Annotated in this window: 25 protein-coding genes; 8 read left to right on the top strand and 17 right to left on the bottom strand. The window is 63.8% G+C overall.

Features of this window, described 5'->3' with window-relative positions; genetic code table 11:
- Window positions 1-11: 11 nt before the first annotated feature.
- The gene (locus ACH9L7_RS02070; RefSeq protein WP_396612092.1) at window positions 12-1,232 is read left to right on the top strand and encodes an NAD-binding protein; all 1,221 of its coding nucleotides are present in this window, start codon (window positions 12-14) and stop codon (window positions 1,230-1,232) included.
- Between the two features lie 100 nt (window positions 1,233-1,332).
- On the opposite strand, the gene ACH9L7_RS02065 is transcribed toward ACH9L7_RS02070, so the two are convergent.
- Both ACH9L7_RS02065 and ACH9L7_RS02060 read right to left on the bottom strand, forming a co-directional pair.
- Window positions 1,333-2,787: an HPP family protein gene (locus ACH9L7_RS02065; protein ID WP_396612091.1), complete on the bottom strand. Its 1,455-nt coding sequence runs from the start codon at window positions 2,785-2,787 to the stop codon at window positions 1,333-1,335.
- 9 nt (window positions 2,788-2,796) lie between these two features.
- Window positions 2,797-3,525, bottom strand: coding sequence for a nucleoside phosphorylase (locus tag ACH9L7_RS02060; protein WP_396612090.1), 729 nt, complete (start codon window positions 3,523-3,525; stop codon window positions 2,797-2,799).
- A gap of 223 nt (window positions 3,526-3,748) precedes the next feature.
- On the opposite strand from ACH9L7_RS02060, the gene ACH9L7_RS02055 reads away from it, so the two are divergent.
- Window positions 3,749-4,174, top strand: coding sequence for a hypothetical protein (locus tag ACH9L7_RS02055; RefSeq protein ID WP_396612089.1), 426 nt, complete (start codon window positions 3,749-3,751; stop codon window positions 4,172-4,174).
- Window positions 4,175-4,259: 85 nt separating this feature from the next.
- Here ACH9L7_RS02055 and ACH9L7_RS02050 read toward each other — a convergent pair whose 3' ends face one another.
- The 4 genes from ACH9L7_RS02050 to ACH9L7_RS02035 all read right to left on the bottom strand — a co-directional run bounded on the left by ACH9L7_RS02050 (window position 4,260) and on the right by ACH9L7_RS02035 (window position 7,194).
- The gene (locus ACH9L7_RS02050) at window positions 4,260-4,784 is read right to left on the bottom strand and encodes a hypothetical protein (protein WP_396612088.1); all 525 of its coding nucleotides are present in this window, start codon (window positions 4,782-4,784) and stop codon (window positions 4,260-4,262) included.
- Between the two features lie 93 nt (window positions 4,785-4,877).
- Entirely contained in the window at window positions 4,878-5,768 is an 891-nt protein-coding gene (locus ACH9L7_RS02045) for a carbohydrate kinase family protein (protein WP_396612087.1), read from the bottom strand.
- Between the two features lie 86 nt (window positions 5,769-5,854).
- Window positions 5,855-6,289 (bottom strand): hypothetical protein, encoded by a 435-nt coding sequence (locus tag ACH9L7_RS02040; protein WP_396612086.1) that lies wholly within the window; start codon window positions 6,287-6,289, stop codon window positions 5,855-5,857.
- A gap of 92 nt (window positions 6,290-6,381) precedes the next feature.
- Window positions 6,382-7,194 carry a DUF63 family protein gene (locus ACH9L7_RS02035; protein ID WP_396612085.1) on the bottom strand — a complete coding sequence of 271 codons (813 nt, stop codon included), beginning with the start codon at window positions 7,192-7,194 and terminating at the stop codon, window positions 6,382-6,384.
- A gap of 66 nt (window positions 7,195-7,260) precedes the next feature.
- Here ACH9L7_RS02035 and deoC point away from each other — a divergent pair, with 66 nt between their 5' ends.
- On the top strand, window positions 7,261-7,899 hold the full coding sequence (deoC, locus tag ACH9L7_RS02030) for a deoxyribose-phosphate aldolase (protein WP_396612084.1): 639 nt from the start codon (window positions 7,261-7,263) through the stop codon (window positions 7,897-7,899).
- A 45-nt stretch (window positions 7,900-7,944) separates the two neighbouring features.
- Here the strand turns inward: deoC and ACH9L7_RS02025 are convergent, their stop codons facing one another.
- Both ACH9L7_RS02025 and ACH9L7_RS02020 read right to left on the bottom strand, forming a co-directional pair.
- Entirely contained in the window at window positions 7,945-9,168 is a 1,224-nt protein-coding gene (locus tag ACH9L7_RS02025; protein ID WP_396612083.1) for a PQQ-binding-like beta-propeller repeat protein, read from the bottom strand.
- Entirely contained in the window at window positions 9,165-10,421 is a 1,257-nt protein-coding gene (locus tag ACH9L7_RS02020; protein ID WP_396612082.1) for a PQQ-binding-like beta-propeller repeat protein, read from the bottom strand. Before ACH9L7_RS02020 ends, ACH9L7_RS02025 begins: the two co-directional genes overlap by 4 nt.
- A gap of 98 nt (window positions 10,422-10,519) precedes the next feature.
- On the opposite strand from ACH9L7_RS02020, the gene ACH9L7_RS02015 reads away from it, so the two are divergent.
- Window positions 10,520-11,800, top strand: coding sequence for a tRNA (N(6)-L-threonylcarbamoyladenosine(37)-C(2))-methylthiotransferase (locus ACH9L7_RS02015; protein ID WP_396612081.1), 1,281 nt, complete (start codon window positions 10,520-10,522; stop codon window positions 11,798-11,800).
- Between the two features lie 48 nt (window positions 11,801-11,848).
- On the opposite strand, the gene ACH9L7_RS02010 is transcribed toward ACH9L7_RS02015, so the two are convergent.
- Both ACH9L7_RS02010 and ACH9L7_RS02005 read right to left on the bottom strand, forming a co-directional pair.
- Complete coding sequence (locus ACH9L7_RS02010) at window positions 11,849-12,598, bottom strand: class I SAM-dependent DNA methyltransferase (protein WP_396612080.1); 750 nt, start codon at window positions 12,596-12,598, stop codon at window positions 11,849-11,851.
- 56 nt (window positions 12,599-12,654) lie between these two features.
- Entirely contained in the window at window positions 12,655-13,119 is a 465-nt protein-coding gene (locus ACH9L7_RS02005) for a GNAT family N-acetyltransferase (protein ID WP_396612079.1), read from the bottom strand.
- 88 nt (window positions 13,120-13,207) lie between these two features.
- Here ACH9L7_RS02005 and ACH9L7_RS02000 point away from each other — a divergent pair, with 88 nt between their 5' ends.
- The gene (locus ACH9L7_RS02000; RefSeq protein ID WP_396612078.1) at window positions 13,208-13,798 is read left to right on the top strand and encodes a S26 family signal peptidase; all 591 of its coding nucleotides are present in this window, start codon (window positions 13,208-13,210) and stop codon (window positions 13,796-13,798) included.
- Window positions 13,799-13,827: 29 nt separating this feature from the next.
- Here ACH9L7_RS02000 and ACH9L7_RS01995 read toward each other — a convergent pair whose 3' ends face one another.
- Together ACH9L7_RS01995 and ACH9L7_RS01990 are read right to left on the bottom strand one after the other, a co-directional pair.
- Complete coding sequence (locus tag ACH9L7_RS01995) at window positions 13,828-14,763, bottom strand: cation diffusion facilitator family transporter (RefSeq protein ID WP_396612077.1); 936 nt, start codon at window positions 14,761-14,763, stop codon at window positions 13,828-13,830.
- Window positions 14,764-14,844: 81 nt separating this feature from the next.
- Window positions 14,845-15,396 carry an HIT family protein gene (locus ACH9L7_RS01990; RefSeq protein ID WP_396612076.1) on the bottom strand — a complete coding sequence of 184 codons (552 nt, stop codon included), beginning with the start codon at window positions 15,394-15,396 and terminating at the stop codon, window positions 14,845-14,847.
- 139 nt (window positions 15,397-15,535) lie between these two features.
- Between ACH9L7_RS01990 and ACH9L7_RS01985 the strand changes: the two genes are divergently transcribed.
- Complete coding sequence (locus ACH9L7_RS01985) at window positions 15,536-15,844, top strand: YciI family protein (protein ID WP_396612075.1); 309 nt, start codon at window positions 15,536-15,538, stop codon at window positions 15,842-15,844.
- A gap of 39 nt (window positions 15,845-15,883) precedes the next feature.
- On the opposite strand, the gene map is transcribed toward ACH9L7_RS01985, so the two are convergent.
- On the bottom strand, window positions 15,884-16,774 hold the full coding sequence (gene map / locus ACH9L7_RS01980; RefSeq protein ID WP_396612074.1) for a type II methionyl aminopeptidase: 891 nt from the start codon (window positions 16,772-16,774) through the stop codon (window positions 15,884-15,886).
- Between the two features lie 186 nt (window positions 16,775-16,960).
- On the opposite strand from map, the gene ACH9L7_RS01975 reads away from it, so the two are divergent.
- Entirely contained in the window at window positions 16,961-17,662 is a 702-nt protein-coding gene (locus tag ACH9L7_RS01975; protein ID WP_396612073.1) for a metallophosphoesterase family protein, read from the top strand.
- A 56-nt stretch (window positions 17,663-17,718) separates the two neighbouring features.
- Here the strand turns inward: ACH9L7_RS01975 and ACH9L7_RS01970 are convergent, their stop codons facing one another.
- The 3 genes from ACH9L7_RS01970 to ACH9L7_RS01960 are packed head-to-tail and all read right to left on the bottom strand — an operon-like array spanning window position 17,719 to window position 20,055.
- Window positions 17,719-17,979, bottom strand: coding sequence for a lipoyl domain-containing protein (locus ACH9L7_RS01970; RefSeq protein ID WP_396612072.1), 261 nt, complete (start codon window positions 17,977-17,979; stop codon window positions 17,719-17,721).
- A gap of 31 nt (window positions 17,980-18,010) precedes the next feature.
- Window positions 18,011-19,051: an alpha-ketoacid dehydrogenase subunit beta gene (locus tag ACH9L7_RS01965; protein ID WP_396612071.1), complete on the bottom strand. Its 1,041-nt coding sequence runs from the start codon at window positions 19,049-19,051 to the stop codon at window positions 18,011-18,013.
- Between the two features lie 2 nt (window positions 19,052-19,053).
- A complete protein-coding gene (locus ACH9L7_RS01960) occupies window positions 19,054-20,055 on the bottom strand; it encodes a thiamine pyrophosphate-dependent dehydrogenase E1 component subunit alpha (protein WP_396613313.1) in 1,002 nt (333 codons plus the stop codon).
- Between the two features lie 165 nt (window positions 20,056-20,220).
- Here ACH9L7_RS01960 and ACH9L7_RS01955 point away from each other — a divergent pair, with 165 nt between their 5' ends.
- Complete coding sequence (locus ACH9L7_RS01955) at window positions 20,221-20,862, top strand: dienelactone hydrolase family protein (protein WP_396612070.1); 642 nt, start codon at window positions 20,221-20,223, stop codon at window positions 20,860-20,862.
- 28 nt (window positions 20,863-20,890) lie between these two features.
- On the opposite strand, the gene ACH9L7_RS01950 is transcribed toward ACH9L7_RS01955, so the two are convergent.
- A complete protein-coding gene (locus ACH9L7_RS01950; protein WP_008325581.1) occupies window positions 20,891-21,046 on the bottom strand; it encodes a hypothetical protein in 156 nt (51 codons plus the stop codon).
- Window positions 21,047-21,119: the final 73 nt, after the last annotated feature.

Here is a 21,119-nt window from a genome sequence, read left to right as displayed (position 1 = left end):
TTCTGGGAGAAATGGTGTCGGTACGCGACTGGTTCGGCGCGCGAACGACCATCGGCGTGGTGTTCGTCGTCGCCGTGCTCTCGGCCGTGACGGGACTCGTCAACATCAGCCTCCCAGCGACAGGTGGGTTGCTCGGTCCCTACATTCCAGACGCGGTTCGCACTGCCGCAGGGTTTACCGGGACGCTGACCGGCTTTCTGCTCCTCGCCAGCGCGTTCGGTCTCCGCCGTCGCCTCCGCGCCGCGTGGTATTCGACGATAATCCTGCTCCCGGTGTCCGCCGTGCAGGGACTCATGCAGTCTCCCGAGCGCATCGAACCGCTCGTCACCCTCTCGCTGCTCGTGAGTCTCTCGGTCGTCGGCCTCATCCTCCTCGCGCTCAACCGTCGGGCGTTCGACCGTGACCTCGACCTGACGGTCACGCAGTTGTCGGCGTTGCTCGCTATCGCTGGCGCGCAGACCTACGCGACCGCTGGAGCGTACGCTCTCAGAGAGGAGTTCAACGGCGTCGAAACGTTGTTCGACGCGTTCTACTTCGCGCTCGTCACCGGCAGCACCGTCGGCTACGGCGATATCACGCCGCGGACGCCTTTCGCCAAACTGTTCGGGGTGTCGGCGCTGCTCGTCACCGTCGCAAGTTTCGCGGTGGCGCTCGGTGTCCTGCTCACGCCCGCTATCGAAGCACGACTCACCAAAGCACTCGGACGCATGACTGAATCACAACTCGACATTCTGGAGAACCACGTTCTCGTCCTCGGCTACGGAGAACTGACCGAACCGATACTAGAAGAACTCGAAGGCAGGGCGAACGTCCTCATCATCACGCCCAACGCGGACCGCGCCCAGCGCCTCACGGAACGCGGCTACGACGTGCTCACTGCCGACCCGAGCGACGAGGAGTCGCTGGAGCGCGGACGCGTGGATACGGCGCGGTCTGTCGTCGTCGCCACTAGCAACGACGCCGAAGACGCGCTCGCCATCCTCACCGCCCGACAGCTCAACCCGGAGGTACACATTGTCGCGTCGGCCAGTCAGCGCGAGAACGAGCGAAAACTGCGGCGCGCAGGAGCGAACACGGTTATCAGCCCCGCCGCACTCGGTGGCCACTTCCTCGCTGAATCCGCTATCGGCGGCGGCGGACTGGAGCGTATCGAGGACCGACTGCTCGAAGAAGAACCGGACGGGCCGTCAACAGATGCCGACAACACAGGGTTCGAGAGCGACGAGAGCTAGGTTCGAGAGCGACGAGAGCTAGGTTCGAGAGCGACGAAGGCGGCGACTAACGGATGGCTGAGCGGGGAGACAAACAGTCAGCCGAGCGGTAAGCCAGTGCCTACAGCCCGCGGTCGAACACCGCAACGTCGCAGTCGATTTCTCTGATTCGCTCGAACGTCGGCGGCGAGATGAACCGCGATGCGGCCGACCGGTCACCACTCGACCCGAGGACGACGAGGTCGTAAGTGCCCGCGTTAGCGTCGATAAACGACGTCACGTCGGATTTCGCCACTCGCGTCTCGATATTTCCGTCCACCGTCTCGACGAGGTTGGCGAGTTTCGTCTCCGCGGGGCGGCGCTCGACTTCGGCGGAGATGCAGGTCGTCACGCTCACGCTTCCGGTCTGCCCGGTGAGTCGGCAGGCAAAATCTATCATCGCGTGTGCGGCGTCGCCCGGGCGGGCAACGAGGACGAGGACACGACGCCAGCGGAACTCGCTGCCGACCGAACGAAACGCGACGGTGTCGTACTCGCCGCCGAACAGTCCCCGGATGTAGTCCGAGAGCAGTCCGCGGTCCTCTTCGTACGGCGTGACGATGAGGTCGCAGTTGGTGTTAGCCGTCGCTGTCGTGGTCGCCGGAAGCGGGTTCCCACTGGCGACGACGACCTCGACGGGGACGCCCACGTGGGTTCGAATCTGGTGGGCGGTGGCTTCGAGGCGTTCGACCGCCGCGTCGGCCGCCGGACTTCCGGTCCCGTCCTGCGAGGGGGCGTCCGGTCGCGGGTCGATGGCTACCCCTTCGGTCTCGTCATCGCCCACCTCGTCCGGGGAAAGCACGTCGAGGAGGACGACCTTCCCGGCGGCGTGCGCCGCGGCCAGACGAGCGGCGAAGAAGGCGGTTCGCGTCGCCGTCTCGTCGTCGCCACGCATCGGGACGAGTACGTGGTCGTCCCCCCGGACCGTCTCGTAGAGGTACTCCGCTCGGCGCTCGTAGAACTCCTCGCGCCAGAGAGCGAACACTCCTGCGATGACGACGCTCGCTGCGAAGATACTCAGGACGTAGTTGACGGGGTTCACGTCGCCCGTGACGAGCGTCAAAAGCGCCGTCGAGAAGGCAGACGGTGCCTCAACGTCGAGCGACCACGTCGCCGCCCCGGCGAGGAAGATAGCCAGTGCGGCCGACGAGGGATGGACGATTGCCATGCCGGTCGGCCCGTAGACCCATGCTGCGAAGCCGTAGGCAACGAGACCGCAGAGGGCACCGACCGTGAGAGCGAGAACAAACCGAAACGGAGAGGCGTAGCGTCCTTCGGGGTCGGAAAAGAGGGTGAACGTCCCAGACGCCAGCGGCGGGAACAAAAGAAACGTGAGGGTATCGACGGCGTTCGAGACGAACGTCACCGTCCCGATGAGAATCGGGATGACGAGAAGAACGGTCAGGTGTAACAGGTTGTTCGTGTTCTCTATCCAGCGTCGAAACGCGACTATCTCGCGCCGCTCTCTGCGCCGAATACGCCCCCAGAGATTCCGGGTTCGGACGGCCACTCTGGCCGCAAAGCGACGCAGGCGCATGGGCGGACCTTACGCGAGGTCGGTGACGGCGTCGAGGGTAATCGAGATGGCGCGCTCGACGTTATTCTTCGCCTTCTCCGGGAGTTCTTCGTCGGAATCGGCACCCTTCTGCGTCCCGGCGACGAGGTTGCCGTCGACCGTACAGATGGCACCCGCGCGGAGACCCTTGCGGCGGGCAAGCGAGAACACCGTCGCCGCCTCCATCTCGATGGCCAGCAGACCGGCGTCGTTCCAGTCCTGGACGTACTCGTCGGATTCGTTGTAGAACGCGTCGTCGGAGACGATGGGGCCGACGTGAACGTCTTCGTCGTTGGCCTCGGCCGCGTCGACGAGAGACGTGAGAACCTCGTAGTCTGGGACGGCCGGGTAGACTTCGGACTCGTAGCGTTTGGAGGTGCCTTCCTCCTTGGCAGCGCCGGTCGCGACAATCATATCGCCGATTTCGATGTCTTCCTGCAGCGCGCCGATGGTACCGACGCGGATGAACGTCTCGACGCCGACACGGGAGAGTTCCTCGATGGCGATAGCGGCCGACGGGCAGCCGATACCGGTCGAGGAGATGGTGAGGGGAACGCCCTCGTACTCCGCGTTAACGACCTTATACTCGCGGTTCTGTGCGACCTCCTCGACGTTCTCGCACTGCTTGGCGATGCGGTCGACACGACCGGGGTCGCCGGGGATGAGTGCGATGTCGTTCACGTCGCCTTCTTCGACGAGGAGATGGGGCTGTTTCGCCATACCCGAACGTCTCGCGTCGCGGTGAAAAACGACGCGGTTCGCCGGATCCGAACGAAACGAACCCCGGCCGTACGTGACTGCCTCTCAAAAATAACAATGTGCTGTCAATCGATGAGGAATTTGTCCAGAAATGGCGTTATGGTGGCTCTTACAGCGTTTTATCCTTCTTAACCAGAATGTCACGAATGAGTAACTAACAGGCTCGACCGCCTCGTTCGAGGTGATGTCTGCCCGCACGGTCCCCATTCCGTTTACCTCCACCGCGCGCGCTGCACAGAGTCCCTCATGGCGCTTCTGGCTCGGTACGGCGGCGGCGAATCCCCGCCTCCTCACGTACGCCACGCTCGCGGTGGTGAGTCTCGGTCTCCTCCCGTTGTACGAGTCAATCTGGTGGTGGGACATCGCCATGCACGCGGCCTGTAGCGCTGCACTCGTCGCGTGGTTGTTCCGAGTTGACCTCTCTCCCGCCGCTGCGCTGGTGTCCCTCTTCGGCATCGGCGTCGGGTGGGAGGTGCTCGAAGCGGCGACGCCGCACTTCGTTCTCATGGCCGGTGACTGGGTTGACACGGCAGGTGACTTCGTTTCGAACACGTCGGGGTGGCTGGTTGCCACCTTCGCACGGCGCTGGATTGGCGGGTTCGACGCGTGAGCTAGTTCATCGCTTTGATACCACCAAGCGACCCATCACCGTAGCCGGGGCGACCCTCGTCCGGCGCGTCGAGGTTGCCTGACCTTCACGAAATGCCAGCGAACAGTGCCGGACCAAGGACGAGCAGCGTCACCCCGAAGACGAACGCCGAACGGAGCCACTGGCCGCGAACGGCGGTTGCACGTTCCTCGTAGATACCCCGCCCGGCCCGCGGGAGGACGAAGTACGAAAACAGGGCGTAGATACTGGGAACGACGGCGAGCACGGCGACGATGTGTGGAAAGACATCGACTCCGAAGAGCGGTGCGTCCGGCACAGCGAAGTCGACCGTGAGATGGACGAGGGCGTACAGCACTCCTGCAAGCGCGCCAGCGACGTGGTGGACGACGTTCGCGTCGAGGAAGGTGACTTCGTCGGGGCGAACCCGTCTGAGCACAGACGCGGCGATGTAGGCGGGGGTGTACCCCTCCTCCTGTCGCCACATCGGGATGTCCATCATGACTGCCGCCGCGAGTCCGGCGAACGCCCCGAGTACCAGTCGCCCGACGAGGGGACCGACACCCGCGGCCGTGTCGACGGCGGCAACCGCGGACAACACGTGCTGTAGCATCGTCCCGAGGGATGGCGGGAGGGGATAAAATTGATTGGGTCACCGGCGTAGACCCATTGGTTCGCTCACAGCAATGGTCTTCGCCGGACGCGCTCACATCGCTTCGACCATCTCGTCGAGTCGCTCCCACGTCAGCGGGGTGCGCGCGCCCGGTTCGGCGGCGGTGAGTGCACCGCAGGCGTTGGCAATAGCCAGCGCGCGCTCGTACGCCGCACCGTCGATTCGCGCGGCGATGAATCCGGCCGCGAAGGCGTCACCTGCGCCGGTCGTGTCGATTGCGTCGACTGGGTAACCCGGATGGACGTGGTTGTCGTCGCCGTCGCGAACCTCCGCGCCCTTCGGTCCGTGTTTGAGAACGAGCGTTGTATTGTCGAGCGCATCGCCCACGGCCCCGCCGTTTCCGGATTCACCCAGTGCGGTCGCCGCCTCGCGGTCGTTGAGAAAGACGAAATCGACCTGCCGAAGGGCTTCTGTGTACCCTCGGTCGCCGATTCTCCGACCGGGGTCGAAACTCACGGTCGTCCCGACATCGGACGCTCGGCGGGCGAGTTCGGCGGCCGTTGCCGGTGTTTGGCTCGTGAGGTGGAGATGGTCGGCTTCCGCGAGCGCCGCTTTCGGGAGGACCGACGCGTCGAACACCTCGTTTACGCCGGGCGACCCGAGGACGAACACGTCGCCTTTGGCGTCGACGACGACGTATTTGACGGTCGTCGGGCCGCTGTCGGTGCTGACGACGTATCGGCAATCGACGCCTTTCGAGGCGAGTTCGGCGATGGCGGCGTGGCCGTGTTTGTCGTCGCCGACGCTTCCGAGGAGCGTCGCGGGGACATCTAATCCGACGAGACCGCTGGCCACGTTGGCGGCGCTGCCACCGCCCGCACCGATACGGGATTCGACGGTCGCCTCGCCGTCGGGGTCGGGGAGGGAATCGACCCGGAGTGTTACGTCCCAGTTGACGTGGCCGGCGCAGATAACTCGGGACATACGTCCTCCAAACTCGGTCCGCCGGTTAGATAACTCTCCCGGGTCTTCCACTATTCTGAAAAATCTGACAACCAGTGTGGTCCGAACTAGTCGTCGGCCGGGTCGGCTACCCCAGCGTCCGGTTTCATCGTGGTCGAGACGATGTTCCCGAGGCGGTCGGGCATCATCGACAACGCCCGTAAGATGCCCGCCAGTGCGATGAACACGCCCGCGAGGATGTGCCCAATGCCGCCGAGTTTCAGCCACAACAGGGTCGACGGCCACTTGTTGATTTCAGCCAACTGCGCGTTTAACGCCGACCCGGTCGGGGCCGCGTCACGTACCGCCTTCGAGTTGCTGTAGTAATCGTCCACGAGCGGGTGGAACGTCGTCAACTCGAAGAACAGCGCCGCGCCGATGAGCAGGTAGCCAACCACCACGAAAATCGCGCCAACGATCAGCATCCGCTTTACCATCGTCATCGTCTTCGCTATCTGTTCGTCCGAGAGTCCAGAGGTCTCAGTTACGGCTTCCTGTGCCATGTCTCATGGACGTTCGTCAGTAGCATACTGGTATCTCGGCGCGGTGGGACGCTCGCACAGTACCGAAACAGGTATTGTTGTCGCTTTGCCGGTTAGGCTCCAGCGACGGCGAACAACAGCAGGTTGTGGACGCCCGGGCCGAGTCCGACGGCGGCGACGAGACCCAAGAGGAGCGCTCCCTCAGTCGGTTCCTCCCGGACGTAGTCCGCGAGGAGTGCAACGACGAACCCGGCGACAGCGAGTTTGACGAGAACGAACAACCATCCAACGCCGATAATCTCTGCGGTGGGGAGCGACCCGGCGACTTCGAGGATGATTCGCGACAGCGGCGTTCGCTCCCCGAAGCCGAGCACGTCGATGCCGACGGCAGTCGAGATAGCGTCGAGCGCGTGACCGAAGACGGCGAGTGCGCCGAGTCGGCCCGCATCACTCGCCTCCGGGGCGATGCGAGTAACAGCGACCCACGCGGCGGGACCGATGACCAGCGAGAGGACGAGCGCGACACTGGGCCAGAACGGAGCGAGCGTCCCGTTCGAGAGGCCGCTGGCCAGAGCGAGTGCGACGAGTATCCCGCCGAAGACGAGTCCGGGGACCGCCAGATTCCGCGGCGAGTCCACGCCGCCGAACAGGAGTCCGAGCCACGTCGCCCCCGCGAGAACTGCGACCGTCGCATAGACAGACGGAGTTCCGCCGAACGGTTCCAACGCCGGTGGCAAGAGACCGAGGACGTAGAAGACGTGGAGCGCCGACCCGGACACCATCCACGGAACGAGCGCGAGGATGTGCGCCTCCGAGAGCGTCGGGCGAGTTCGGACGAGTCCGACGCCGACGCCGACGAGTCCCGCGACGAGGACGACGAGGTACGGCAGTGGGGGGAGCGCGAATCCTTCGGGGAGGATGGCCATGCCAGAAGCCCAACGGGGCGGCGTGAAAGCCTTACGTTCTTTAGGTCCCCGTCGCCACCTCGGGGTATGAACCGAGACGACATCGCCGCCCGAATCGACCATACGGTACTCGGACCCGAGACGACGCTGGCCGACGTGAAATCCATCCTCGACGACGCCGACGAGTGGGGGATGAACGCCTGCATCCCGCCGTGCTACGTCGCCGAGGCGAACGAGTACGCGCCCGACGTGCTTCTTGCGTCGGTCGTCGGCTTCCCGCACGGCCAGAACACGACCGTCGCCAAGCGCGAAGAGGCAGTCGACGCGTGGCAGGCCGGTGCCGACGAACTGGATATGGTCATCAACGTCGGCCGCCTCAAAGCGGGTGACGACGAGGCCGTTACCGAGGATATCTCGGAAGTCGTCGCCGCCGTCCCCATCCCGGTGAAGGTCATCATCGAGACGGCGCTTCTCACCGAGGAGGAGAAACACCGCGCCTGCGAGGCGGCCGCCGAAGCGGACGCCGCCTTCGTCAAGACCTCGACCGGCTTCGCCGATGGCGGTGCCACGGTCGAAGATGTCGAACTGATGGTCGACTACCTGCCTGTGAAGGCCTCTGGCGGTGTCGGGTCCTACGCAGACGCGCTGGCGATGTTCGAAGCGGGCGCAGAGCGAATTGGTGCGTCCTCCGGCGTCGAAATCGTCTCCGGCGCACCCGAAGAATAGCCGTCTGTTCTGCTCCTCGTCGGAGTCGCCTTCTCCCTCCGCTTTTCACTCGGCCCGCAACGCGACCAGCCTCGCCGGGCCACTCTCCCCGCCCGACTCGACCACGAACACCGAGTCGTGAGCGGGTGTCGGCCCGGTTACTGCCCCGCTCGCGAGCGGGTACTTCCAGCGATGGTTCCCGAGTCGAGCGTTGCCGAAGCCGAAGCCGCCGGAACGGTCGTAGGCGACGACACCACCGTTGTCGCTCGTATCGGCGGTGTAGATGGTGTCGCCGGTACCCGCTGGCGGGGCGAAGAAATCGCCGTTGGACTCCCACGAGAGCGACCCTCCTCGCCTGTCGTACGCGTGGATTCCGCTCCCGTCGGTCGAGACCACGTGGTCGGGGCTGACGACGAGAGAGCGGTGCGGCGACGAGTCTGGTTGGTGCCAGCCAACTTTCCCGGCACGCAACCCGCCGCGGAGGCGGGCGACTCCGCCGCCGAACATGCCCACGAACACATCCTCGTGCACCGTGGCGAGCGCCTGTACGCCGCCGGGGACTTTCGTCCGCCACAGCCCCGTCGGTTCGTGACCCGGCCCTTCGTCCAGAAATGTGACGACTTCGCCGCCTTCGGTTCCGACGACGGGTTCGTCGAGTTGCGTGGCCAAGGCGGTGGCGGGGCCGAACACCTTCGTCTGCCACTCGACGGTCCCATCACTCGTTCGGATTCGGAACACGTAGCCGTCGGTGTCTGCGGCGTAGACGTACCCGGGATTCTGTCCCGGTCGGGCGATTGGCGCTGAGACGCTCGATTCGGTCGGTGCGTGCCACGCCTCCTCGCCATCGTGGGTGAACGCGATCACGCCAGTTCTCGTCCCGGTCTTCCCAACGTACACGTGGTCTGAATCAACCGTCAGCGACGACCTGAAGCCGCTTTTGGCTTCGACTCCGACTGCCCATTTTTCGGTGCCGTCCTCGACGGCGAACGCTCGTATCTGCTCCGCTGTCGCGTAGTAGACAGTGTCTTCGAAGACGACCGGGCGACTGAGTGCCAGTCCGCCGACTTCGACGCCCCACGCCTCACTCGGTTTCGATTCAGGACCGGTCGCGCGGGGGTTGTAACTCGTTCCTTGCGAGGAAAAATGCGGGTGCGGCCAGTCGGGACGGCCCTCGTCGGTCGAGTCGTCGTCGCCGAGGCATCCGGCGAGGCTGGCCAACGTTCCTGCGCCAATTCCCGCGAGCACGCCACGTCTCGTTGGGTGGTTGCTTCCGCGAGGCTGTCGCGTCATTCGTCCGACCCTCCCGCGGTCGCCGTCGTTTTCGACACGTTCGGTCCGGCAATCGACGCGTCGGCGACGACGGTCAGGCTCATCGGACCATCGTCGCGTGTCACGGGACAGAACACCCGGCCATCTGTGGCGGCGAGGGAGTGGCCGACGTAGTCCCCGAGCGAGATGGACCAACGCTCTCGTTCTTCGAGCGGGCCGGTTCCACCTCGCTTCAGCGCGACCAGATTCCCCTCGTCGGTGCCGACGTAGACGGTGTCGTCGGCCACGCTGGGTGCCGAGTCGGCGGACGAGTAGGTCCACACCTCCTCGCCGGTGGCTGTGTCGAGGGCGCGGAGGTCGCCTTTCGAGCAGTAGAGTCGCTTGCCGTCGAAGGCGAGTCGTCTGTGGACGCCGCCACTGTCCTCCCAAACGACACTCCCGTTTCTCCGTTCGAGGGCGGCGATACGGTCCCACCCAGCGACGTAGACACGATTGTCGCCGACGACGGGCGCGACGGGTTCGGCGGTTTCGAGTTGTGTCTGCCAGTAGCCGCTGCCATCGGTGCCGAGACAGTAGAGACGCTGGCCCTCGGTGACGACGAAGACGAGACCGAGATTGACCGCGGGTGGCTTGCGAACAGCACCGAAGAGGTCGCGGGTCCACCTCACCTCGCCGGAATCGAGGTCGACTGCGCAGATGCGCTCGTCTCTGAGCCCGACGAACATCGTCTTACGTTGGTTGGAAAAGGCGGGAGCGGTCGTCGGAATACCGGGGAGTTCGATACTGCGGAAGTCGCGGCCGCTGTCGGCGTGGTAGACTGGCATCCGGCGGGGGCCTTGAACCGTGACACCGGGCGCGTAGAGTGTGTCATCGAGGACGGTGGGTGTCACCCAACTGTCGCCCGGGGCCTCCGCAATGACCGCACCACCGGCGACATCGACAATTCGAATCGGGTCGCTGGCGGTGTACGCGACCGACCCGATTGCCGCGGGTTCGGCCAGCGGCATCCCGAAGTCGGCTTCGTACTCGACGACGGGGTCCGAGACGGCTGACCCTTCACGAAGGAAAGCGGTGTTGGCGTCGTCGTGGGCGTAGGTTGGCCAGTCGGTGTCGAACTGGACGCCTTCGGGAAAATCGTCAGACCCGGGGGAGTCGTCGCCGAGGCAACCCGCGGTTCCGACGGTCAACATCGAGGCGACCGTCGCCCCGGACAGCCCAGAGAGAACGCGCCGCCGGGTCAAAGAGAGGGAATCAGACGACGAACGGAACGGCATGTTCTCCCAGTTCAAGATAATCTGACATGATTCTTGTGGGCGCGAGCGTCCGAGACCGCGCCGCTTTTGCCCGCGGACCCGATAAATGGGGTAACCGAATGGCCCGATACCACATCGAGACGTACGGCTGTACCTCGAACCGCGGTGAGAGCCGCGCCATCGAGTCCGCGCTCCGTGACGCCGGTCACTACCGCGTCGACGGACCCGAGGCGGCCGACGTTGCCATCATGAACACCTGTACGGTCGTGGAAAAGACGGAGCGGAACATGCTCCGTCGGGCCAAAGAACTCGAACAGGAGACCGCCGACCTCATCGTCACCGGCTGTATGGCGCTCGCGCAGGGGAACGAATTCGTCGAGGAGGGCATCGACGCCCAGATTCTCCACTGGGACGACGTGCCCACTGCCGTCACCAACGGTGAGTGTCCGACGCCCGGCCCCGGCGTCGAACCCGTCTTAGACGGCGTCGTCGGCATCCTCCCCATCGCCCGCGGGTGCATGTCGAACTGCTCGTACTGTATCACGAAGTTCGCAACCGGCCGCGTGGACTCGCCGTCTGTCGAGGAGAACGTCGAGAAGGCTCGTGCGCTCGTCCACGCCGGTGCGAAGGAACTCCGCATCACCGGACAGGACACCGGCGTCTACGGGTGGGACAAGGGCGACCGGAAGCTTCCCGAACTGCTCGACCGCATCTGTTCGGAAATCGAGGGCGACTTCCGCGTCCGCGTCGGTATGGCCAACCCCGGCGGCGTCCACGGCATCCGGCAGGAACTCGCCGACGTGTTCGCAAAGCACGAGAAGCTCTACAACTTCATCCACGCACCCGTCCAGTCAGGCTCTGACGACGTGCTCGAACACATGCGTCGCCAGCACCGCGTGGACAAGTTCCGAGACATCGTCGAGACGTTCGACGAGACGCTCGACTACTGGACGATTTCGACGGACTTCATCGTCGGCTACCCGACCGAAACCGACGAAGACCACGCCAAGTCGATGGACCTGCTCCGCGAAATTCGGCCCGAGAAGGTCAACGTCACGCGCTTTTCGAAGCGCCCCGGCACTGACGCGGCCGACCTGAAGGGCCTCGGTGGAACCATCAAGAAGGAGCGCTCGAAGGAGATGTCCGAAGCGAAGATGGACATCGTCGCCGAGGCCTACGAGGAGATGGTCGGTACCGAACAGGAGGTGCTCGTCGTTCAGGAGGGAACCGGCGACTCCGTGAAGTGCCGCGACGGGGCGTATCGCCAGATTATCGTCCAGAACGCCTCGGACTACGGTCTCGAACCCGGCGACTTCACCCGCGTCGAGGTCACTGCTCACCAGACGGTGTACGCCTTCGGCGAACCTGTCGAAAAGCGCGCCGAACCGAAAGCCGCCTGAGCGTCTGTCCTGCCATCTCCGCTGTCGCACCCGACACCCGCTGTCTCCTTACGGTCGAATCGACCACACGAGTTCGTCTTCGACCGACTGAACCGGTTCTCCGTCGAGATTCGTGAGCGTCCACGACGACACGCCGACGAGACGCAACAGGAGTTCGAACTCGCGCTTCGTAATCGACTTGAGACGGTAGGTCTTCGAGACGACCACGTCGTTGTGCTCGTCGAACAGGACTTTTTCGCCTTTGACGATGCCCTCGACTTCGTCCTCGAAGTCGGCGCGGTGAAGCACGCGATAGCGCTCGCCGTCTATCTCGACCTGTTCAGTCTCTTCGACGCCGTAGTTCTCGGCGACGAAGTCGCAGTCGGGGGCGTAGAAGTTCACGATTAGCTCGCCGCCCTCTGCAGTTGCGGCGAGGAGTGACCGGAGCGCGGCCAGTTGGTCGTCGATGGTCAGGTTGTGTAGAAACGCCCGAAACGGGACGATGACGAGGTCGTACGGTTCGTCGACGGTGAAATCGCGCATGTCAGCACACCATACGTCGGGGTCGAGTCCCTCGGCGTTCGCCTTCGACGCGAGTCGGTCGAGCATCCCCGTCGAGAGGTCGATACCGGACGCGTCGATGCCTTCGCGAAGGAGTTCGAGGTAGATGCGACCGGTCCCACACCCGATTTCGAGAACGCGACCCTCGGTGTTGCGGGCGCGGTCGAGATAGTAGCGTACGTCGTCGGTCGGCGTCTGCTCTGCATCGTACACGCTGGCCCACGCATCGTAGAACCCAGTGACGCCATCCGGTTCCATGGGCAGTCTGCGGCCGTCCCAGCTATAAACCTTCGGCGTGTTTCGGGGGATTTGAACTACTCGTCGTATCCGGGGACGCCGTCTTCGCCGATTCGAAGAAACATCCCCTTCGAGGCGGGTGCTGTCGGTTCGAATCCCCAGCGGTCGTAGAACCCATCAACGTCGGCGAGTAGGTTGACGAAGGCTGTCGGCGGTGCCTCCCGGTCGAGGTACTCGACGAGTGCATCCATGACGCGAGTCCCGAGTCCCTGTCCCTGATGGTCCGGGTGGACCGCCACGTCCACGACCTGATAGACCGTCCCGCCGTCGCCGACGAGTCGGCCCATGCCGACGACCTGCTCGGATTCGTCGCCGTCAGAACTGTCTTCGCGCTCGGTAACGACGCTCACGCCGAACGTCGTGTTCGAGAGGCCGCGCTCGGCGGCGGCGAGCGACCGGGGTGCCATTTCTGCGGCCTCGCGGAGGGCGACGTACGTCTCGGGGTCGGGGAATGTAGAAATAATCTGGTAGTTATCTGTCATTGGATACCTGAGGGAGCGAGACCACATAATCGTTGTGTACCGTATAGCCCACCGACAAGTTATTGTAATTTGAACTACTCTTTCGCGTGTGACTTCCGACAGTCCGTCGTTGTGGCGAATATTCGCCGGCGACGCCCTGCAAACCCTCGGTGTCGTCGTTCTCATCGGCGTCTTCCTCTTCGCCGTCACGGGTGTGTGGCCACCGATGGTTGCGGTCGAAAGTGAGAGCATGGAACCGCACCTCGAACGCGGCCACCTCGTTGTCGTCTCCGACGAAACGCGGTATGCGGGGCCAGCGGCCGACGAGTACGGCATCGTCACGGCAAACGCGAGTGACGGGTACAAACGGGTCGGCAACGCGGGGGACGTTATCGTGTACAAGCAACCCGGGGAACCGGGGTCGCCGATAATCCACCGAGCGGTGTTCTACGTCGAGAAGGGCGAAAACTGGTACGACGAAGCGAACCGCTCGTACGTCGACGGTGCCGACTCCTGTGCGGAGTTGTGGCACTGTCCCGCGCCGCATTCGGGGTACATCACCCGCGGCGACAACAACGAATACTACGACCAGGCGAAGGACATCGCACCTCCGGTTCGTCCGTCGTGGATTCGCTCGAAAGCACAGCTCCACGCGCCATATCTCGGGTCGCTCCGACTGGAGTTCAAAGCCTTCTTTTGACCACCGACTGGGGTTGGTCGCCGCGGCGGCTATCGTTCGCCCCCGTCTGAGGAGAATGCGGTAAAGCGCTCTGCGTCCGTGTCGTCGTCTTTCCACTCGCCGAGTTCTCTGGGGTCGAGATGGACGAACACGTCGTCTACCTCGTCGATTTCTTGAATCGCGCCGACGACCCACGACTCGATGTCGTGGGCCTCGGCGAGCGTCAGGTCGCCTTCCACCTCGATGTGGAGGCTCACGTCGATTTCCGGGCCGACGTAGTGAGCGACCACGTCGTGTGCCCCGTAGACATCAGGGTGCGAGAGCGCCGTCTGGACGATGAGCGCGCGGAGGTGCTCCGACGGGGCAGCACCGACGAGGTAGTTCACGTTGTCGCGGACGATTTCGAATCCGGTGTAGATGATACCGAGGGAGACGACTATCGCGGCGACCGGGTCGAGAATCGGATAGCCCGCCTGTCCGCCGAGGACACCGACGAGCGCAGCGACTGCTGTCAGGATGTCGTTTCGGTTGTCCAGACCGGCGGCGATGAGCGCCGGGGAGTTGCGCTCGCGGCCAACCCTGTCGCAGTAGCGGTAGAGACCGTATTTGAACACCGCGGCGGCGACGAGAACCAGCACCCCGAGTATTCCCGCCGTCCCGCCGTACGACTCGGTGAGGATACTGTTGGTACTTTGCCAGAGAATCGCGCCGCCCGCGGCGAAGACGCCCACGGCGACGAAAAGCGAGACGAACGGTTCGATTCGCTCGTGACCGTGAGGATGTTCGAAGTCCGGCGGTTTCGTCGTGAGATAGAGTCCGGCGAGAATGATGGTGCTGTAGACGGTGTCTGCGAGACTGTTCACCGCTTCGGACCCGACCGCTAGGCTGCCCGTAGACCACCACACCGCCCCCTTTCCGAGGACGAGCAGTAGGTTCGCCACGAGAACGACGGCACCGACCCGACGGATGGCCCGCTTTCGCTCCATTACTGTGGCTTTCGGGTGTGGGGTTGAAATGCTCTTCGGGCGAGAGCAGCCCTTTAGACGCGCTTTACAAGAGTTTTAGATTCAGTCTAATTCGAAGAAAACGGCACCGTCATCGTCGCCGTCGACCGCCCCGTCGAGACCGGCGAACGCCTCGCGGAGGTGGTCGTAGGAGTCGTCCAGCGCTTGTACGAGGACTTTCGTATCCGAGATGACCGGCATGAAGTTAGTGTCGCCGTTCCAGCGCGGGACGACGTGGGTGTGGAGGTGGTCGTCGATAGACCCACCCGCTGCGGACCCGCCGAGGTTCTCGCCCGCGTTGAAGCCGTCCGGGTCGAACGCGGCGTCGAGCGCGGCGAGCGTGCGCGACTTGAGTCGGGCGTGGTCGAGGAGTTGTTCGTCGGAGAGGTCGGCAAAGTCGCCGGTGTGGTGGTACGGAATGACCATCACGTGACCGGGCGCGTAGGGGTAGTTGTTGAGGAGGACGAACGAGTGTTCAGAGCGGGCGACGATTTTGCTCTCGGCGTCGTCGCCGCCGTCGGGGAGTTCGCAAAACGGACAGTAGTCTTCGTCGCGGTCCTGGTCGCCGTCCCGCGTCACCCACTCGATGCGCCACGGTGCGAACAGTTGGTCCATGGGTGGGTGAAGGGACTGGGGGATGCAAGCGGTTTCGGTCCCCACCGACGTGGTTCGCCCGTCGCGGACGACGCCGAAACCGTGAGACGTGCCAGCGGATGAGAAGGTGTTTCGCCCGTCTCGAGAATCGAACGAGAACATGTCTGAGACGGATTCAAAGCAGTTCGTCGTGCGCCTCGCAGAAAAGCAGGGGCAGGTACTCGACGAAGACCTCCTCGTGAGCCACGTCGAACACCTCCGCGACCTCGACAACCGAGGGATACTCAGATTCTGCGGGCCGTGTTCCGACGGCACCGCACTGCTGATACTGGCCTGCGACTCGATAGAAGACGCCCGCGAAATCGTCGAGAGCGACCCGTTCGCAGTCGCCGACTACTACCGAGAGCGCGACGTCGTCGAAGTCGAGGAAGCCACCGCGGAGAACAACTTCCTTCTCGGCGACGGCTGAATTCCAACACGCCTCAGTCGGAGATGCCGACTGTGCCTGCTACTCGGTGATGTTCTCGTAGCCGTCTTCGGTGACGATGACGGTGTGTTCGGCCTGTCCGACCATCGCGCCCTCTTCTTCCTTCAGGACGGGGTAGCCGCGGAGGACACCCTGTTGTTCGAGGCGGCGAATCGCCATCTCGGAGCGGCCGCCATCGAACCAGCGGGCCGCGAAGGGGAGCAGTTTGTAGTCCTCGCGGACTTCGTCGAGGAGTTTGCGCGACATCCGGTCGCGGACCGAGCGGTCGTTGACGAGGCTGTAAATCTCGTTTTTCGAGCCTTCGGTGACCTTGCCGGACCCGTCGGTGGCGAAGGGTTCGATTGCGATGACGTCGCCGACTTCGAGTTTCGTGCCGCGTTCTGCGCCGCGGTTCGGGATGGTCGGGTCGGTGTGGGCGTCCCACTGCTCGACGCCGTGTCCGGAGAGGTTGAGAACCGGCGTGTAGCCGTAGCCGCGGATGACATCCTCGATTTCGCCGCCGATGTGGGCCGTGTCCGCACCCGCCTCCACCACGTCGAGGGCGGCGTCGAGCGCCTCTTCGGCGGCCTCGACGATTTCGGGGTTCCCGGAGAGGTCGATAGTCACCGCCGCGTCGGCAATGTAACCGTCGATGTGGACACCGAGGTCGAGACAGACCATGTCCTCACCGAAGACGGTGTCGTCGTCTCGGCCGGGACTCGCGTGCGACGCTTCCTCGTTGACGCTGATATTGGCGGGGAACGCACAGCCATCTGCGAGTTCGCGGATTCGGCCTTCGGCGTACTCCGCGACTTCGAGGTGGGTGACGCCCGGTTCGACCATCTCGGCCGCTTCGTCCATCACCGTGCGGAGTACCTCCCCCGCTTCCTGATACTTTTCGACCGTCTCGTCGTCGAGGGGTCCGATACTCATGCCCGCGACTTCGTGACCCCGTGGGAAAGCGATTGCGGGACGAGACGGTGACGTGGCCCCGTGTCTGGCGGCGCGTGGCGCTTCATCGACCATCCGCGCCTCACACGCATGACTATATAGCACACTACGCCACAACTAGCAAGTCTTTCTTAATCACCGGTTCTGGAATTCGAGAGATAGACCGAGATGAGCGCCCTCTCTTTCCACCCTCGCGTCGCCGAACAGCACCTTCGAGTCGACATCGACGACTGGGACGATGTGTACATCGTCGGCGACGTACACGGGTGTCTGCCCGCGCTCGAACGCCTCGCCGAACGCCTCGACCCCTCCGACGACGACCTCGTCGTCTTCGTCGGCGACCTCGTCCGGAAAGGTCCGGATAGCAAGGGCGTCGTTGATTACGTCCGCGAGCGCGACAACTTCCTCACGGTCCGCGGGAACAACGAGGAGAAACTCATCCGCGGGACGAAAGAAATCGACGCGCTCACCGACGACGACCTCGACTGGATGGCGAATCTGCCGGTCGCTATCTCGTGGGCAGACACGCTCGTCGTCCATGGCGGCGTCCACCCGAACATTCCGCTCTCTGAACACGACGTGGACAAACTCCAGAACACGCGGGCGATGAACCCCGGTGACAGTTACGACGGCCCGTTCTGGTTCGAACACTACGAGGGCCCCCAGCGCGTCTTCTTCGGTCACACCGTCATGGCGCACCCCGCGGTCTACCAGTACGCGATAGGTCTCGACACCGGGGCCGTCTACGGCGGCGCGCTCACCGCCTACGACTTCCACGCCGACGAACTCGTCAGCATCGACGTGGACGTGACTCACGAATCGCGGAAGGACTCAAAGATTCTCGAACCGCAGCAACCCGCGTTGGTCTGAGTGCGCCGCCAACCACCATGACGAAAAAATAGAGTCGGTTACTCACCGCCTATCCGTCACGCGCTCGGTTGTATCCGAGCGAGTACGTCGCCGCGGTCGAAGTCGGACCCCTCGGCGACGACGATTTCGGTGACGGTGCCCGCTACCGGCGCGGGAACGTCGATACTCACTTTCTCGACTTGCATCTCACAGAGCGTTTCGCCCTGTTCGACCGCCGACCCTTCGCGGACGAACCAGTTCGCGAGGTACGCCTCGGTCACGTCGTCCGCGTCCTCGGGCCAGACGGACGCCGAGTCTATCTCGACGCCGTCTGTCATCTGTGGCCTCCGTTTGAATCCGGCGCTCCGCTCATTCGTGGAGGTCGCGGATGGCCTCGGCGATGTCTTCGGTGCCGGGGATGGCTTCATCCTCCAGCGGCCGGGCGTAGGGTATCGGCACGTCCGGGATAGCGAGACGCTTGACAGCCGAGAGGTCGTCGAGCGCGCCTTCCGCGGCCCGCGCGATAATCTCGCCCGTCACGCCGAACGACTGGTAGTCCTCGTCGACGACGAGGAGTTTCCCCGTCTTGCGCACCGAGTCGAGGATGGTGTCGGTGTCGAGCGGGACGAGCGTCCGCAGGTCGACGACTTCGGCGTCGATACCGTCGTCTTCGAGTCTGCTCGCCGCGTCGAGCGCCCGGTGGACGTGGAGTCCGAGCGTGACGACGGTCACGTCGTCGCCGGGGCGTTTGATGTCCGCCTCACCGAACGGAATCGTGTAGTCCTCTTTCGGGACGGCCGTCTTCGGGCCAGTCGGCGACGGCATCCAGCCGAGACCCATCAGGCGCTTGTGGAACATGTAGACGACCGGGTCGTCGTCGCGGATGGCACTGTGCATCAGCCCCTTGGCGTCGTAGGCGTTGCTCGGGACGACGACTTTCATCCCCGGCAGGTGGGCGAAGGTCCCATAGAGCGTCTGGGAGTGTTGTCCCGCGTCGTTGTAGGTGCCGCCGATTGCCGTGGTCAGCACCATCGGGACGGAAACGGACCCACCGCTCATGTAGGTGTTCTTCGCCATGTTGTTGTATATCTGGTCCATGGCGACGCCGAAGAAGTCGACGAACATCAGTTCGGCAATCGGGCGCATTCCGGCCTGCGCCGCGCCGACGGCCGCGCCGATATACGCCGTCTCGCTGATGGGGACGTCCATCACGCGGTCCCGGCCGAACTCGTCGAGGAGACCGGTCGTACTGGAGAAGATGCCGCCGTAGTCGGCAATGTCCTCGCCCATGAGGAACACCTCCTCGTTGTCCCGCATCTCCCACGCGATGGCTTCGACCATCGCCCTGCTCATCGTCAGTTCGCGCTCTGTCTCGGTCGCTTCGGTAACGTCTTGTGATTCAGTCGCCATGTTCAGTCACCTCCCTCGCTTCCGCCGTCGGTCGCCGCCTTCGCCGGCGGGTTGGTAAACACGTTCTCGTATGCCTCCTCCGGAGACGGCTCTGGCTGTTCTTTTGCCCATGATATTGCTTCGTCGACGCGCTCGTGTGCGCGCTCGCGAATCTCGTCGAGTTCGTCGTCTTCGATGCCGTGCGACCGCAGGTCGTCCGCGAGACGGCTGATGGAATCGAGCTGTTTCGCTCGCTCGATGTCGGCCTCGGGGCGGTACTCCTCCGCGTCGCCCATGAAGTGGCCCATGCGACGGTGGACCTGTACCTCGAGGAGCGTCGGTCCGTTTCCATCGCGGGCGCGGGCGATTGCTTTTCCGGCCGCCTCGGCGACGGCGACAGCGTCGTCCGAATCGACGCGCTCGCCGGGCAGGTCGAATCCCCGCGCGCGCCGAGAGCCGTCTTCGACGTCAGTGACGCGGTCTTTCGGCATGCTAATCGCCCAGTCGTTGTCCTCGATGACGAACACGACCGGCAGGTCGTGGACGCTCGCGAGGTTGAGGGATTCGAGGAATCCCCCTTGGTCGATGGCACCCTCGCCGAGGAACGCGACGGCGACAGAGTCGGAGTTTCGCTTCTTGGCGGCCATCGCCGCGCCGACAGCGGGCGGGCAGCCCTGCGCGATAATACCCGAACACGCGAAGTTTACGTCCGGGTCGAACAGGTGCATGTGTCCGCCTTTCCCGCGGCACAGCCCCGTCTTTCGGCCGAAAATCTCGGCTGTCATCTTCTTCAGGTCGACTCCTTTCGCGATAGCGACGTGATGCGGCCGGTGCGGCGCTGTCACGGTGTCGTCGTCGCGTAGGTGGAGACAGACGCCTGCACCTGACGCCTCGTGTCCCGCAGCGAGATGCAACTCGCCCGGAATCGGCCCCGCGGAGATGTCGAACGCGGGTTGTTTGCCGACCAGATACTCTTCCTGTAGCTGTTCTTCGTAGTACCGAGCAGTTACCATCTGCTCGTACATCGTACGCAATTCGTTAACGCTCACCATACCCAATAAGAGTACATTCGAAAATCTATTAACATTAATTATAAAGAATCAGACCATCAGGCTCGGTATAATTCGAAATCGTCGAACGGCGCTGCGGCGGGCGTGCAGTACAAATTTCGCGGCGACCAACCTATGCGTATGAGTGGCACGGAGTCTGTCCCAGTTACGATACCCGCCGACGGCGTGGAACTCGAAGGTAACCTCGCGATTCCGTCGGGGGCGTCCGGACTCGTCGTCTTCGCCCACGGGAGCGGCAGCAGTCGGAAGAGTCCCCGAAACAACTTCGTCGCGGAAGTTCTCCGCGACCGCGGTCTGGGAACGCTGCTTTTCGACCTCCTGACCGAGGAAGAAGACCAGACCTACGAGACGCGCTTCGACATTTCGCTTCTGACACAGCGCCTTCTCACCGCAACCGAGTGGGTCCGCGACAGAGACGACACCAGCGACCTCGATATCGGATACTTCGGGTCGAGTACGGGCGCAGCCGCGGCCCTTCTCGGGGCGGCCGAACTATACGACCAGACCGGTGCGGTGGTCTCCCGCGGCGGCCGCGTCGACCTCGCGGAAGAACGCCTCGACGAGGTGGCTGCCCCGTCGCTGTTCATCGTCGGCAGCGCAGACGACACCGTTCTCGAACTCAACCGCGACGCGTTCACCGAACTCAACTGCGAGAAATCACTCGAAGTCGTCGACGGCGCGGGCCACCTATTCGAAGGCCCCGGCGAACTGGAAGAAGTGGCCGACCTCGCGGCCGATTGGTTCGCAACACATCTCGGGTAACACGCGTAGCTGGGTGGTGTGGCCCGCCTCACCGCGAGAACTGGAGGTCTTTCGCGGGGTCCTCGACGACGACCCACCAGCGAAGGTCGTCTTTCGGGTGCCGTCTCTCGACGTATTCTTCGAGCTGTGCACCGATGTCGAAGTCGCGCCCGCAGAGGTTGCAGCGGTGGTGTCGCTTTCCCATGTGAATATATAACAATGGTTGTTACGAAGTATGTTAGCTCTAGGTTTAATAGTACGACTTGACTTTCACGCCC

Origin of the sequence: Haloferax sp. S1W (assembly GCF_044593955.1) — an archaeon.
Classification (GTDB): Archaea; Halobacteriota; Halobacteria; order Halobacteriales; family Haloferacaceae; genus Haloferax.
This window is presented reverse-complemented; position numbering and strand designations above follow the sequence as displayed.